The organism is Microbacterium sp. CJ77 (genome assembly GCF_002911615.1).
Classification (GTDB): Bacteria; Actinomycetota; Actinomycetes; order Actinomycetales; family Microbacteriaceae; genus Microbacterium.
The window spans coordinates 752,718-767,052 of the sequence record NZ_PQBR01000006.1 but is presented as its reverse complement, the minus strand read 5'-3'; the positions used below and the strand labels follow the sequence as shown (position 1 = coordinate 767,052).

Below are 14,335 nucleotides of genomic sequence, written 5' to 3'. Positions count from 1 at the left end.
CCCGAGCCCCCGCGAACGCTCTCGCCCCGTGTCGGCACCTCGCGCTAGCGTGACCGCCATGATCACCATCGCGCCCGCCACGGCCGACCGGTTCGACGACGTCGAGCACACCTTCTCGGGCGGCGGCGACGGACTCAGCTGCCAGTGCCAGTGGTGGACGCTCACGAACGCGCAGTTTCAGGCATCCGACCGCCATGAACGCGAACGGATGCTGCGGGCACAGGTCGCCGCAGAGCCCTCCCCCGCCCTCATCGCCTACGTCGACGGCGAAGCCGCCGGGTGGGTCCGCGTCGGACCCCGCACCGCGCAGCCACGACTCGCACGCACCCGCGACTTCGCCGCGACCAACGAGCCGTGGGATGACTCGACCGTCTGGGCCGTGACCTGCTTCGTCGTGCGCAAAGAGCACCGCGGCAAGGGCCTGAATCAGCAACTGCTCGACGCCGCGATCGACCATGCCCGCACGAACGGAGCCCGCGTGCTCGAGGCGTATCCGACCGACACGAGCGCCACCAAACGCTCGTCGAACGAGCTCTTCCGAGGCATCCTGAGCGTGTTCGAGAACGCCGGATTCCGCGAGATCGCACGTCCCAAGCCTGAGCGGGTGATCGTTCAGCTCGACCTGAGCACCTGAACGCCACGAACACCGGACCGGTGGCTCGTGCGACGATTGTCGTGTGCGGCGGCAGGCCCAACGAGGAGCAACATGAGCGCAGAGTCCCCACGGTCGCCCCTCGCGGGCCTGGCCGGGCTGCCCGCGTGGATCGGCTTCATTCCCTACGCGGTGGTCTCGATCGTGCACGTCATCGCGCTCGGCCTGGATGCGGACGCGATCGCCGCGCCGACCAAGCTCACACTCATGCCCCTGCTCGTCATCGCCGCCCTCTGGGCCGGACGCGGCTCCACCTGGGGCGCGCCAGCGACGCTCCTGTTCGTCGCCCTCGCGTTCTCGTGGCTCGGCGACGGCGCCGGCACGTTCTTCCCGTACGCTCCCGAGCTGCCCGTCATGCTGCTCTGCTTCGGCCTCGCGCACGTCGCCTACATCGTGCTGTTCTGGCGGTTCATCCGCACGAAGCCCTGGCCCGCCTGGGCGCTCGTCTACGCCGCGTGGTGGCTCCTGCTCGTGATCGTCCTGTGGCCCCGGCTCGGCGCCCTGTCGTTCGCCGTCGCGATCTACGGCCTCGTTCTCGGCGGCACCGCGGCGACGGCCGCGCGCTGCGCCCCGATGGTCGCCATCGGTGCGGCGTTCTTCCTCGCCTCCGACACGATCCTCGCGTTCCGCCTCTTTACCCCCGAGGCCATGCCCGACTGGACCAGCCCCCTCGTCATGGCGACCTACACGCTCGGCCAAGGGCTCATCGTCGCGGGCGTCGCCGTCGGACTGCCGCGCCTCGCCGTACGATCCCGGGCGGCGCGCACGTGAGCAGCGAGACATCCCGTGTGCGAACGGATGCCTGGCTCTGGGCCGTCCGCGTCTACAAGACCCGCTCGGCGGCGACGACCGCCTGCCGGGCGGGGCACGTGCGTGTGAACGGCGATCGAGCCAAGGCCGCGCAACCGATCGGTCCCGGCGACGAGGTTCGCATCCGCATCGCCGGGTTCGATCGCACGCTCGTCGTCCGCCAGACGATCGTCAAGCGCGTCGGCGCCCCGGCGGCTGCGTTGGCCTACGAAGACCTGACGCCTCCCCCGCCTCCCCGGGAATCGATCGCCTTCGTGCCGGTGCGCGACCGCGGGGCGGGTCGGCCGACCAAGCGCGAGCGCCGCGACATCGACAAGCTGCGCGGATTCGCCCCCGAGTAGATCCGCGACTCTCGGACGCCTTAGATGTGAAAACTCTCATCTTCTTGCCGCGATCTCGGCGTGATTTCGGTGTTTTTCGGGCGTCGGATGTCGGTGGTCGTCCGTAGAGTTTCGAACATGCATTCGAACATGCGTGTCGCATCCGATGAGGATGTTGATGTTGCCGCGCGTGACCTGGCGGTGCGGTTCGCGGAGGCGTCGCGGACGGTGGCGCGGGCGCAGGCGGCGCAGGCGCGGGTGTTGGCGGATGCGGCGGGCCTCGGGATGCGCCGGGTTGCCGAGCTGGTGTCGGTCTCGTCGCGTGAGGCGGAGTTGCCGGTGCGGGCGTTGGCGGCGGAGTTGGGTGTCGCGGCGAACATGTCCGACCGGACCGTGCAGCGCCGCATGAACGACGCCGCGGTGCTGGCGGAGTCGTTCCCGGCGACGTTCGACGCATGGGATGCGGGACGCGTCGGTGCGGGGCATGTTGCGGTGATCATGGAACACGGCACACCCCTCACCAATCCGAAAGCGCGGGCGGTGTTCGAGCGCGAGGCGTTGGCTCGGGCGGAAGGAACGACACCCGGACGATTGGCATCGTCGTTGGCGCTGCTCGCGGAGTCACTGCAGCCCCGAAAGTTGACCGAGCGCCACCAAGAAGCACGAGCCACCCGCGGTGCGTGCGTGCGGGATATCGGGGATGGGATGGCTGAGTTCAGCACAATCCAACCGGCGGTGTTGGCGCACGCAATGCATGACCGGATCACGCAGCAGGCGCAGGCACTCAAGAAGGCCGACCCATTTGACACCCGTACCCTCGACCAGATCCGTGCGGACCTGGTGGCTGACATGGTGCTGACGACTTCACCCACTGTTGAGACGGGTGCGGGGATGTCGGACGGATTTGGAGGTCTGGGGGCGATCCGCGCGATCGTGAAGAGCGTGTCAGATGGTTTGTGTAAGGGGCAGTGCTCCTGACTGAAAGCCGAGACACTGATGACCATGATTGACAAGCAGGCGCGTGATGAGCGTCGCAAGGCTCAGCGCGAGGGTGTGGAGGCGCTCGAAGCATCGGGCGCGTTGGACGACCTTTACGCGAAGATCGATGCTGGCGAGGTCAAGCTCGACGGCAAGGATGGGCTGATCCAGCAGCTCATCAAGGCCGGCCTTGAACGCGGATTGCGGGCGGAGCTGACCGAGCATGTCGGCTACGAGCAGGGCGATCCCGAGGCGGGGCTTCACCCGAATTCGAGGAACGGCTCGTTTCCGAAGACTGTCGCGACCAGCGTCGGTGACGTCGACCTCGCGATCCCCAGGGACCGGGATGGGTCCTTCACGCCGATGCTGGTCCCGAAGGGCTCACGGCGCCTGGGTGGGCTTGATGACATGATCGTCTCGCTCTACGCCGGTGGGATGACGATCCGCGATATCGAGCATCATCTGGTCTCCACGATCGGCACGGAGATCAGCCGGGAGACGATTAGCAAGATCACTGATGAGGTCCTCGATGAGGTCATGGCTTGGCAGCATCGGCCGCTGGAGGCGTTCTATCCGGTGATTTACCTGGACGCGCTGATCGTGAAGGTCCGCGATGGTGCGCACGTGCGCAACAAGGCCGCTCACATCGCTGTCGGCGTCGACATGGATGGCATCAAGCACGTCCTGGGCATCTGGATCCAAATCACCGAGGGCGCGAAGTTCTGGGCCGGTGTCTGCGCGCAACTCGCCAACCGAGGCATCGCGGACGTCCTCATCGTCTGCGTCGACGGGCTCACCGGGTTCCCCGAAGCGATCGAGGCTACCTGGCCAGAATCGACGGTTCAGACGTGTGTTGTTCATCTGATCCGCTCGGCCATGCGGTTCGTGAACTACAAGTCCCGCAAAGCCGTCGCCGCCGCGTTGAAACCGATCTACCAGGCCGCGGACGAAGACGCCGCCCTCGTCGCGCTGACCGACTTCGCCGCGTCCGACCTCGGCATCGCGAACCCGAACACAGTCCAGGTGTTCGAGAACGCTTGGGACAGATTCACACCGTTCTTGGCGTTCCCACCGATGCTGCGCCGGGTGATTTACACGACGAACAGCATCGAGTCGCTGAACTACCAGCTGCGGAAGATCATCAAGAACCGCGGGCACTTCCCCTCCGACGACGCCGTCGTCAAGCTGCTCTGGCTCGCAATCTGCAACATCGAAGACAAGCGCGCCCGCGACCGGCTCAAGGAACGCGGACGCGCTCGTGGCGTCAAACGCAACGCCGAAGGCCGCCTCGTCGAGGGCCAGATCACCACGAACTGGAAACAAGCCCTCGCGCAACTCGCCCTCGCCTACCCCGACCGCATCCAGCCCTACCTCTGAAACCCGAGCGACGCCCGCTTACACAAACAACTTGACAGGCTCATCGTGAACGTCACCGTTCCCGCTCTCGCGTTGGCCGGGGTGACGGATGAGCCCGCGGAACTGGCCGGGCGGTGCCCGATCGACCCGGCGACAGCCCGCACCCTCGCCGGCCACGCCACGGGATGGGATCGGGTCCTCGCAGACCCGATCACCGGGTGCGTTCTCGCGGTCGACCGATACACACCGTCGGCGGACATGAAACGGTTCCTGCGCGCACGGGATCAGCACTGCCGGTTCCCCGGGTGCCGGCAACCCGCCCATCGGTGCGACCGCGACCACACCCTCGATTACGCCCTCGGTGGTGAGACCAGCACCTGCAACCTCGCCTGCCTCTGCAAGAGACACCACACCTTGAAAGGCGAAACAGGCTGGACCGTGAGGCAACTCGGCGGCGGAATCCTCGAATGGACCTCACCCGGCGGGCATGTCTACATCGACAAACCCCCACCCGCCGTCCACTTCACTCCGAACACCGACCCACCACCCTTCTAGGCATGGGGTCGCTGCGCCCGCCCGCCCACCCGCCCGAGTACTGCGCCTGTCGAAGCGACCCGCTGAGCTTGTCGAAGTGACGCACTGCGCGGCGCCCGACCAGCGAGCCCGAGGCATAACTCCCTACGCTCGGTCGTGCAGCGTGATCTGGTAACCGTCGGGGTCGGCGAACGTGAAGGTGCGGCCGAACGGACCGTCGATCGGCGCCGAGACGATGGTCTCCCCGTCCGCGACGAGCGCGTCGTGGATGTCTTGCACGTCCGTGGCATGGAGCCAGATCGCGGCACCGATACCGGGCTGCGGCACCGATGCGAGGTCGGTGCCGGGGATCACGTCGCGGAGCGCGAACGCGATCGGCGTGGTCTCGAACACCACGGCATGCGGCGGCCCGGCGGGCGACCGGACCAGACCGAGATAGCGCTCGTAGAACGCCCGCGAGGCAGCGAGATCGCGTACCTGGAGAGAAATGAAGTCGGGGCCGGTTGCGGGCATGATCTTGCTCCTCGTTTCGTGTCAGTTTTCTGACACAGAGCAATCTATGTCAGAATACTGACATGAGTCACGTCGGCATCGATCTGCAGACCTCGCTGGGCTACCTGCTGAAAGAGGCGTCGAGCGCGCTGCGGTCCGCCATGGAAGACGTCCTCCGGCCGCTCGGGATGAGCGTCACGCACTACTCGTGTCTGGAACTGCTGTCCCAGCGCCCGGGGCTGTCCAACTCCGAACTCGCGCGCGGCGCCTTCGTCACTCGGCAGTCCATGAACGTGCTGCTGCAGAACCTTGAGCGCGACGGCTTCGTCACTCGCCCCACCGAGGCCCCCGTCGGCAAGGTTCTTCCCACCGAGCTGACGGAGCGTGGTCGCGAAAGCCTCAAGCAGGCGACCGCCGCGGTGCGATCCGTCGAACTCAGGATGTTGTCGGGAATGACCGAAGACGAGCAGGCGGCCGCCCTGCGGATCCTGCGCAGCATGATCCGCTCACTCCGCGACGAGAACGCCTAGCACAGACAACGCCGAGCACAGACAGCGCCGAGCGCAGAAGAACGCCTACCGCAGAAGAACGCCTACCGCAGAAGATCGAGCACCCAACGCGCCCCGCGCACCGTGGCACCCAGTCGCTCAGCCCGACGCGTCAGCCCGGCATCGCTCGTGACCACGGTCAACGCGGCACCATTCGCGTCGAGGTCAGTCACGGTCGCCACGATCGCGTCGTCGCCGGATGCATCTGCCCGCACGATCTCGATCGGACCGGAACGATCGGCGACGCCGCGCGCGGCTCCCTCGAGCACGACGACGAAGCGCGGAAACCACCGGTCGACCGGCAGGGCGATCGCGGATGCCTCGAGCCCGGCGACGGCGAGTGCCTCCAGCCGATCGAGCAGACGATCCGTCGCACCCGCGCGATCCTTCCACCACCCGTCCGGCACCGAACCGACGACGTTTGCCGCGTCCACGACGACCACGGGTCGCAGGTGCAGTGTGGGCCGCAGGTGACTCCAGGCATCCTCGAAAGACGGATGCAGCGGGTGGTCCACGACGTCGTCGACGCGCACCCACTCCAGCGCGTGGCTCTCGGGGTCGCTGATGACGGGCTCGAAGGGGACGATGACGTCGCCGATCACCGTCGTGTACGACCAGATGTCGAGGTCGAGCACGCTCGTGGCGCGCGGTCTGATCGCCGACCCGGGCACACCGGCCTCTTCGAGCGCCTCGCGCAGGGCCGCGTCCATCGCCGACTCACCCTCGTGGCGTGCGCCACCCGGAAGCGCCCAGGTGCCGCCGAAGTGGCTCCACGACACGCGATGCTGCAACAGCACGCTGTTGCGCGCGGCGTCGTACGCGAGCAGGCCTGCCGCGCCGTACCGGCCCCAGTAACGTTCGCCACTCGGCGCGACAACCCACGCATCCCCCGAGTCGCGGGGCCCGAACGGCCGCCGCGGCTCACCGGGGACGGGGGGCTCGATGCTCACCACACCAGATTGTCACACCCGGGCGGGCGCAGCGCCCGACCGGCCCGGTTCAGCGCGTGCGGCGCTCGCGCACCCGCATGTTGATCTGGATCGGCGTGCCCTCGAAACCGAAGATCTCGCGCAGGCGACGGGCGATGAAGCGGCGGTAGCCGGGGTCGAGGAATCCAGTCGTGAACAGCACGAATGTCGGCGGGCGGGAGGCTGCCTGCGTGCCGAACAGAATGCGCGGCTGCTTGCCACCGCGCAAGGGGTGCGGGTGCTCGGCCACGAGTTCGGAGAGGAAGGCATTGAACTTACCGGTCGGAATCCGCTGATCCCACGACTCCAGCGACGTCTCGAGCGCCGGCACGAGCTTGTCGAGGTGACGCCCGGTCTTGGCCGAGATGTTCACGCGGGGTGCCCATGCGACGTGAGCGAGGTCCTGTTCGATCTCACGCTCGAGATAGCGTCGACGATCGTCGTCGACGAGCTTGTCGCTCGAGAGCAGGTCCCACTTGTTGAACGCGAGCACGAGCGCGCGTCCCGACTCGAGCACCATGTCGATGATGCGGACGTCCTGCTCGCTGAGCGACTCGCTCACATCCAGCACGACGACGGCGACCTCCGCCTTTTCCAGCGCCGTCGCCGTACGCAGCGATGCGTAGAAATCGGCGCCCTGCTGCAGGTGCACGCGGCGACGAATGCCGGCGGTGTCGACCAGACGCCAGAGCTTGCCGCCCAGCTCGACGATCTCGTCGACCGGGTCGCGGGTCGTGCCGGCGAGTTCGTTGACGACGACGCGCTCCTCGCCCGCCGCCTTGTTGAGCAGCGAGGACTTGCCGACGTTGGGGCGTCCGAGGATCGCAACGCGGCGCGGGCCGCCGATCTCGTGCGAGGCGACGGCCGAGACCTCGGGCAGCTTCTCCATCAACTGGTCGAGCAGGTCGGCGACGCCGCGACCGTGAATGGCCGACACGGGGTGCGGCTCGCCGAGGCCCAGGCTCCAGAGCGCGGCGGCCTCGGGCTCGTGGCGTGCGTCGTCGATCTTGTTCGCGACGAGGAAGACGGGCTTGCCGCTCTTGCGCAGCAGCTTCACGACCTGCTCGTCCGTCGCGGTGGGTCCGACCATGGCGTCCACGACGAAGAGGACGACGTCCGACAGGTCGATGGCGATCTCGGCCTGTGCGGCGACGGATGCGTCGATGCCCCGCGCATCCGGTTCCCAGCCGCCCGTGTCGACCAGCGAGAAGCGCCGGTCCATCCATTCGGCCTTGTACGTGACGCGGTCGCGCGTCACACCCGGGGTGTCTTCAACGACGGCCTCGCGACGGCCGAGGATGCGGTTGACGAGCGCGGACTTGCCGACGTTCGGGCGGCCCACGATCGCCACGACGGGCAGCGCCGGGAGGTACTCGATGCCGTCGATGCCGCGCTCGACACCCGCGAGCAGGTGCGCGTCGTCCTCGTCCAGGTCGTAGTCGGCGAGGGATGCGCGCAGCGTCGCCGCCCTCTGCTCGACGAGCTCGGGGTCGAGTTCGGCAAGCTTCTCGGCGATCTGGTCGGGGCGACCTTCGTATTCGTCGTCAGCGCTCATGGCGTCAGTCCTCGTGTTCTGCCGACGCGTGACCTCGAAACGATGTCGAGGACCGCGTCGACGGTCTGTTCGAGATCGAGGTCGGTCGAATCGACCACCTTGACCCCCGGGGCGGCGGTCAGGAAGTCGACCACCCCGCTGTCGGAGGCGTCACGGCGGTGCAGGGCGTCGGCGACGACCGCTGCTTCTACGCCGGTCAGCTCGGCGCTGCGCCGGGCGGCGCGCACCTCGGGGGCTGCTGTGAGCAGCAGCCGCACGGCCGCGTCGGGCGCGACGTTGGTCGTGATGTCCCGGCCCTCGACGACGATGCCGTCGGGGGCGTCGTGGATGATCGAGCGGAAGAGGTTCGTGACGGCCTGGCGGATGGCGGGCACCCGGGCGACGCCGCTGACGGCGTCCGAGACCCGCGGTTCGCGGATCGCACCGCTCACATCGACCGATCCGACGCGTACCCAGGGATCTTCGGGGTTGGTCGAGATGGCGAAGTCGAAATCTCCGGTCGCGTCGAGCACGGCGCTCGCATCGCTCGTGTCGGCACCGCGCTCGAGCACGTGCCAGGCGAGCGCGCGATACGCGGCGCCCGTGTCGAGGTAGCCGTAGCCGAGGCGCGAGGCCACCAGCTTCGCGACGCTCGACTTGCCGCTGCCCGCGGGACCGTCGATCGCGATCACGTTGTCGGCGGTTGCCAGCGGCATCACAGTCGTGGGTTCACTCATTGCCCGTACCCGCCATCCGCCAACCCCGCTCCACCAATCCCGCGGCCGCGTTCGCGACGGTCGCGGGTTCCACGCTGATCTCGGCGAGGCCGAAGGCGGCTCCCGGCGAGTGTTCGAGCCTCAGGTCTTCGACGTTGACGCCGAGCGCGCCGAGGTCGCTGAACAGACGAGCGAGCTGCCCCGGGGAGTCATCCACCATCACGACGAGCTGCTCGAAGCGCCGCTTCTGCCCGTGCTTGCCGGGCAGGCGCTGGACGCCCTCGTTGCCACGCTGAATCGTGTCGGCGATCGTGCGGCGAGAGCCCGCGGCATCCGGGTCGCGCAGCGCATCGGCAACGCGGCCGAGGTCGGCGGCGAGCTGGTCGAGCACCTCGACGACGGGCTCGGCGTTCGCGCCCAGGATCTGCACCCACAGTTCGGGAGCGGATGCCGCGATGCGCGTCGTGTCGCGGACGCCCTGGCCGGCGAGCCCGAGCGACTGCTCCGGCGCTTCGCGCAGCCGGGCCGCGAGCAGACTCGAGACGAGCTGCGGCACGTGCGAGACGACCGCGACCGAGCGGTCGTGCTCCTCGGGCGTCATCTCGATCGGCATCGCGCCGAGATCGAGGGCCAGCCCTTCGACGACCGCGAGGTCCGCGGTCCGGGTCTCTTCGTCGCGGCACACCACCCAGGGCCGGCCGATGAACAGGTCGGAACGGGCCGAGATCGCTCCCCCGCGTTCACGACCGGCGAGGGGGTGCGAGCCGATGTAACGGGTGAGGTCGACGCCGCGCTCGCGCAGTTCGTGCAGCGGCGCGAGCTTCACGCTTGCGACATCCGTCACGACCGCGTCGGGATAGCGCGCCAACTCGGCCGCGACGACGTCCGCGACGACGTCCGGGGGCACGGCGACGACCACGAGCCGAGGCTCGTCGTCGGGGCGGCTCAGCCGCCCGGCGCCGTAATCCACGGCCAGTCGTACCTGCGCGCGCGAGGTGTCATCGAGCGCGACATCGACCCCGAGCGCCATCAGGGCGTGCCCGACGCTCGCGCCGAGCAGCCCGGCACCGACCACGCGGACGGTGCCGCTGGTGCGCGCGGCAACGCGGGGCGTGGTCGAGTCGGTCACTGAAATCTCCTACGGTGTGTCGCCCTGCGGCTCGTCGTCGCTCGAAAGGGCGGCATCGCGGCGCGCAAGGGTGAGCAGCGCGCCGCGTTCCACCTTAGTCAACTCCCGCGCCTGCCCCGCCGGGAGAGTTCCCAGGTGGAGCGGGCCGAACTGCCTGCGGACGAGCTCGCGGACCGGATGCCCCACCTCTGCCATCATGCGCCGCACGATGCGGTTGCGACCCGAGTGCAGGGTCAGCTCCACCAGGCTCGTGCCGCCCGAGGCATCCAAGAGCCGCGCCTTGTCGGCCGCGATCGGTCCGTCCTCGAGCTCGATGCCGCGCGTCAGCTGCGCGATCGTCTGGGCGCTGACCCGGCCCGATACCTTCGCGATGTAGACCTTCGTCACGCCGTACGAGGGATGCGCGAGCACATGGGCGAGCTGACCGTCGTTGGTGAGGATGAGCAGGCCGCTCGTCTCGGCGTCGAGGCGACCGACGTTGTAGAGGCGCTCCGGCCACTCGGCCGTGTACCGGGTCAGGTCGGGGCGGCCGCGCTCGTCGCGCATCGTGCTGACGACGCCCGTCGGCTTGTTGAGCATGACGTAGCGCATGCCCGACTCGACCTGCACGGCGACACCGTCGACGTCGACCAGGTCGGACTCCGGATGAATCCGCGCACCCATCTCCGTGACCACGACACCGTTCACCCGAACGCGCCCGTCGGCGATCAGCTCTTCGCTGACGCGCCGCGAGGCGACGCCGGCCTGGGCGAGCACCTTCTGCAGCCGCACACCGTCCGCCGAGGCATCCGTCGTCCCGGTCTCTCCACCACTCATCGCCGCATCCCCTGCTCCATGTCCCACTTTTCCCGCTCGATGTCCCAGTTTCGCCCGCAATGTGCCGTCCATACCGAGCCGAAGCGGGACATGCTTGGACAGGATGGCTCGCTTCGGCCGGGAACCTGAACCACGCTCACCGGCCGAGAGCTTCGTCGAGGCTGTCGTCGTCCGAGACGTCGGGCAACAGGGGCGAGATCGGCGGCAGCTCGTCGAGCGAGTTGATGCCGAGGTTCACCAGCAGCGCATCGGTCGTGCCGTAGTGGATCGCCCCGGTCTCGGGATCCGCGTACTCCTCGGTGATCAAACCCCGGCCGAGCAGCGTCCGCACGACCGAGTCGACGTTGACGGCGCGGATCGCGGCGACCTGGCCGCGCGTGACCGGCTGCTTGTAGGCGATCACGGCGAGCGTCTCGAGCGCCGCCTGCGACAGCCGCGACGGCGCCTGCGTGTTCACGAACTCGCTCACCAGGTCGTCGTGCTCGGCGCGGACGTACAGCCGCCATCCCCCGCCGACCTCGCGCAGTTCGAACCCGCGCCGCGGCCCGCCGGCCACGCCGTCGTAGTCCTCGACCAGCGACTCGATCGCCTGCCGCACCGCGGCGACGGGTGCCGCCACGGCGGTCGCCAGGGCGACGAGGCTCTGCGGCTCTTCGATCACGAGCAGGATCGCCTCGAGACGACGGGCGACGTCTTGATGTTCAGCGGTCATAGTCGGCCCCCAGGGTCGCAAGTTGTTCGTCGGACCAGTTCTCGGCCGACCATCGCAGGGTGAGTTCGCCGAGCGGCTCGACCTGTTCGAACGACAGCGCCGCGTGACGGTAGAGCTCGAGGATCGACAGGAAGCGCGCCACGACGATGCCGGGCTGCGTGACACCCGCGACGAGCTCGCGGAAGCTCACCGATTCGGCCCGCCGCAGCAACGACACCACCACGGCCGCCTGCTCGCGGATGCTGACCAGCGGCGCGTGCAGGTGCTCGAGCCCGACGTGCGGGATCTCGCGCGGGCTCAGCGCCAGCAGGGCGATCGCGGCGAAGTCCTCGACCGACAGCGTCCAGACCAGTTCGGGAACGGCCGCGCGATGCTTCTCGTCCAGCCGAACGGCGCGGGCGTGCCGCGTGTCCTCACTCTGCAGCCGGGTGCCGAACCAACCCGAAACCTCTTTGAACGCGCGGTACTGCAACAGGCGCGCGAACAGCAGGTCCCGCGCCTCGAGCAGCGCGACGGACTCGGAATCGACGAGCTCGCCCTGCGGCAGCAACCCCGCGACCTTCATATCGAGCAGCGTCGCCGCCACGACGAGGAACTCGCTCGCGCGCTCCAGCTCTTCGTCCGGATCGAGCGCCCGCAGATACGAGATGAACTCATCCGTGACCTTGCTGAGCGCGATCTCGGTGATGTCGAGCTCGTGCTTCGAAATCAGCGAGAGCAGCAGGTCGAACGGGCCGTCGAAGCCCGTGACCGAAACCCGGAATCGGCCGTCGCCGTCCCCGTCATCAGCCGCCGACGCGGTCTCAGGCGACGTCGCCACGGGCGACCAGTTCCCGCGCCAGGCGCAGGTAGGCCTGGGCGGCGGCGTGCTCGGGGGCGAATTCGATGATCGGCAGACCCGAGACGGATGCATCCGGGAACTTCACGGTGCGACCGATGACCGTCTCGAGCACGTCGTCACCGAAAGCCTCGACGACGCGTTCGAGGACCTCACGGGCGTGGAGGGTGCGTGCGTCGTACATCGTCGCGAGGACCCCGTCGAGCTCGATCGCGGGGTTGAGGCGATCGCGCACCTTCTCGATCGTCTCGATCAGCAGGGCGACGCCGCGCATCGCGAAGAACTCGCACTCCATCGGGATGAGCACGCCGTGGCTGGCCGTGAGGGCATTGACCGTGAGCAGTCCCAGCGAGGGCTGGCAGTCGATCAGGATGACGTCGTACTCACGCGAGACGTGCCGCAGCACGCGCGCCAGGATCGTCTCGCGGGCGACCTCGTTGACCAGGTGCACCTCGGCGGCCGACAGGTCGATGTTGGCCGGCAGCACGTCCAGACCCTCGGTGCGCGAGGGAACGATCACCTCGTGCGGGTCGCGTTTGGTGTCGAGCAGCAGGTCGTAGACGGTCGGCACGTCGTGCGTCTGGATTCCGAGGCCGGCCGACAGCGCGCCCTGCGGGTCGAAGTCGACGACCAGGACGCGACGCCCATAGTGCGCGAGAGATGCGGCCAGGTTGATGGTCGTGGTCGTCTTGCCGACCCCGCCCTTTTGGTTGCAGAGCGAGATGATGCGGGCCGGGCCGTGCGAGGCGAGCTTCGGAGGCGTGGGAAAGCCGTGGTACGGACGACCGGTCGGGCCGAGGGGTGCCTCATCCGTCGAGGAGGCCTTCTTCGTGCCCCGCGCGCTGCCCGCCACCGATACTCCCTGCTTCACCATCTGAACCCCATGTTGTGGACCGATTCTAGTCACCCGTGCCCCCTCGACCCTGGCGGCGCGCGCGAGGGCCGGTGCTGTCCGACGCGTTACCGTGCGCGCGGATGGGATGTCGCGTACACGTCGCGCAGGGCGTCGACCGTGACGTGCGTGTAGATCTGCGTCGTCGCGACCGAGGCGTGCCCGAGCAGTTCCTGCACGACACGCACGTCGGCGCCGCCCTGCAACAGGTGTGTCGCGAACGAGTGCCGCAGGGTGTGCGGTGAGACGTGGGCCGAGATCCCCGCCTTCTCGGCGGCGGCACGGATGACGAGCCAGGCGCTCTGCCGCGACAGCGGCGCCCCGCGTGCCCCGAGAAACAGCCGCGGCGTGGCGCGACCACGCAGCGACAGCTCGGGACGCACACGGGTGAGGTAGGCATCCACCGCCGCGCGGGCGAACGATCCCACGGGCACGATCCGTTCCTTGTCGCCCTTGCCGCGCAGGCGGACGATGTCGCCGGTCGAGCCGTTGCCGGTCGCGCCGCCGCCGCCCATGAGATCGTCGACGTCGAGGGTGACGACCTCCGACACCCGAGCTCCCGTCGCGTACATCAGCTCGAGCAGCGCCCGATCCCGCAATCCGATGGGGTCCTCACCCGACGGCGCCGCGAGCAGCCGCTCGACCTGCTCGATCGTCAGCGCCTGGGGCAGACGCCGGGCGGCCTTCGGCGGGCGCAGCCGAGTCGAGACATCCTCGTCCTCGATTCCTTCGCGGGCGAGGTAACGGTGCAGGCCCCGCACCGAAGACTGCAGGCGCGCGAGGCTCGAAGCGGCGGGGGGCGGGGATGCGGCGGCCCGGTCTGCGACGTAACGCGCGACGACGTCCGGTGTGACATCCGTCGTGTCGCGAACGCCCTGCTCGGTCAGCCATCCGACGTAGTCGCCGAGGTCACGGCGATAGGCCGCAACCGTGTGCTCGGACAGCCCGCGCTCGATCGAGACGTGGCGTAGATACGCCGTCACGGCTCGATCGATCCGCACCGAGGTTCGCCTCCGTCCCGTTCGCTCAGTCCCGTTCGC

At 68.7% G+C, this 14,335-nt stretch carries 17 protein-coding genes; 7 read left to right on the top strand and 10 right to left on the bottom strand.

The features are described 5' to 3' along the window. Positions 1-58 precede the first annotated feature (58 nt). The 6 genes from C2868_RS04365 to C2868_RS04340 all read left to right on the top strand — a co-directional run bounded on the left by C2868_RS04365 (position 59) and on the right by C2868_RS04340 (position 4,671). The gene (locus tag C2868_RS04365; protein ID WP_146048001.1) at positions 59-634 is read left to right on the top strand and encodes a GNAT family N-acetyltransferase; all 576 of its coding nucleotides are present in this window, start codon (positions 59-61) and stop codon (positions 632-634) included. A 72-nt stretch (positions 635-706) separates the two neighbouring features. Continuing rightward, the gene (locus C2868_RS04360) at positions 707-1,423 is read left to right on the top strand and encodes a lysoplasmalogenase (protein ID WP_100811194.1); all 717 of its coding nucleotides are present in this window, start codon (positions 707-709) and stop codon (positions 1,421-1,423) included. Continuing rightward, positions 1,420-1,803 (top strand): RNA-binding S4 domain-containing protein, encoded by a 384-nt coding sequence (locus C2868_RS04355; RefSeq protein WP_100811195.1) that lies wholly within the window; start codon positions 1,420-1,422, stop codon positions 1,801-1,803. The genes C2868_RS04360 and C2868_RS04355 overlap by 4 nt, the downstream gene beginning before the upstream one ends. Before the next feature lie 117 nt (positions 1,804-1,920). Next, a complete protein-coding gene (locus C2868_RS04350) occupies positions 1,921-2,760 on the top strand; it encodes a DUF222 domain-containing protein (RefSeq protein WP_181003337.1) in 840 nt (279 codons plus the stop codon). An 18-nt stretch (positions 2,761-2,778) separates the two neighbouring features. Further along, a complete protein-coding gene (locus C2868_RS04345; protein WP_103662991.1) occupies positions 2,779-4,137 on the top strand; it encodes an IS256 family transposase in 1,359 nt (452 codons plus the stop codon). 45 nt (positions 4,138-4,182) lie between these two features. Further along, positions 4,183-4,671, top strand: a complete 489-nt coding sequence (locus C2868_RS04340; RefSeq protein ID WP_103662990.1) for an HNH endonuclease signature motif containing protein — start codon at positions 4,183-4,185, stop codon at positions 4,669-4,671. A 123-nt stretch (positions 4,672-4,794) separates the two neighbouring features. On the opposite strand, the gene C2868_RS04335 is transcribed toward C2868_RS04340, so the two are convergent. Continuing rightward, a complete protein-coding gene (locus C2868_RS04335) occupies positions 4,795-5,163 on the bottom strand; it encodes a VOC family protein (protein WP_100811197.1) in 369 nt (122 codons plus the stop codon). Positions 5,164-5,225: 62 nt separating this feature from the next. On the opposite strand from C2868_RS04335, the gene C2868_RS04330 reads away from it, so the two are divergent. Next, on the top strand, positions 5,226-5,672 hold the full coding sequence (locus C2868_RS04330) for a MarR family winged helix-turn-helix transcriptional regulator (RefSeq protein WP_100811198.1): 447 nt from the start codon (positions 5,226-5,228) through the stop codon (positions 5,670-5,672). Between the two features lie 62 nt (positions 5,673-5,734). On the opposite strand, the gene C2868_RS04325 is transcribed toward C2868_RS04330, so the two are convergent. From C2868_RS04325 to xerD, 9 genes are all read right to left on the bottom strand, one after another. After that, positions 5,735-6,640: an NUDIX hydrolase gene (locus C2868_RS04325; RefSeq protein WP_100811392.1), complete on the bottom strand. Its 906-nt coding sequence runs from the start codon at positions 6,638-6,640 to the stop codon at positions 5,735-5,737. Positions 6,641-6,689: 49 nt separating this feature from the next. Next, the gene (der, locus tag C2868_RS04320; RefSeq protein ID WP_100811199.1) at positions 6,690-8,213 is read right to left on the bottom strand and encodes a ribosome biogenesis GTPase Der; all 1,524 of its coding nucleotides are present in this window, start codon (positions 8,211-8,213) and stop codon (positions 6,690-6,692) included. After that, entirely contained in the window at positions 8,210-8,929 is a 720-nt protein-coding gene (cmk, locus tag C2868_RS04315) for a (d)CMP kinase (RefSeq protein WP_100811200.1), read from the bottom strand. The genes der and cmk overlap by 4 nt, the downstream gene beginning before the upstream one ends. Further along, on the bottom strand, positions 8,922-10,037 hold the full coding sequence (locus tag C2868_RS04310) for a prephenate dehydrogenase (protein ID WP_100811201.1): 1,116 nt from the start codon (positions 10,035-10,037) through the stop codon (positions 8,922-8,924). Before C2868_RS04310 ends, cmk begins: the two co-directional genes overlap by 8 nt. A 9-nt stretch (positions 10,038-10,046) precedes the next feature. Then, a complete protein-coding gene (locus tag C2868_RS04305) occupies positions 10,047-10,853 on the bottom strand; it encodes a pseudouridine synthase (protein ID WP_100811202.1) in 807 nt (268 codons plus the stop codon). Between the two features lie 136 nt (positions 10,854-10,989). Further along, entirely contained in the window at positions 10,990-11,565 is a 576-nt protein-coding gene (gene scpB, locus C2868_RS04300) for an SMC-Scp complex subunit ScpB (RefSeq protein ID WP_100811203.1), read from the bottom strand. Beyond that, a complete protein-coding gene (locus C2868_RS04295) occupies positions 11,555-12,385 on the bottom strand; it encodes a ScpA family protein (RefSeq protein WP_232711208.1) in 831 nt (276 codons plus the stop codon). The genes scpB and C2868_RS04295 overlap by 11 nt, the downstream gene beginning before the upstream one ends. Beyond that, a complete protein-coding gene (locus tag C2868_RS04290; RefSeq protein ID WP_100811205.1) occupies positions 12,369-13,277 on the bottom strand; it encodes a ParA family protein in 909 nt (302 codons plus the stop codon). Before C2868_RS04290 ends, C2868_RS04295 begins: the two co-directional genes overlap by 17 nt. Before the next feature lie 86 nt (positions 13,278-13,363). Continuing rightward, positions 13,364-14,296: a site-specific tyrosine recombinase XerD gene (gene xerD, locus C2868_RS04285; RefSeq protein ID WP_100811206.1), complete on the bottom strand. Its 933-nt coding sequence runs from the start codon at positions 14,294-14,296 to the stop codon at positions 13,364-13,366. Positions 14,297-14,335 lie beyond the last annotated feature (39 nt).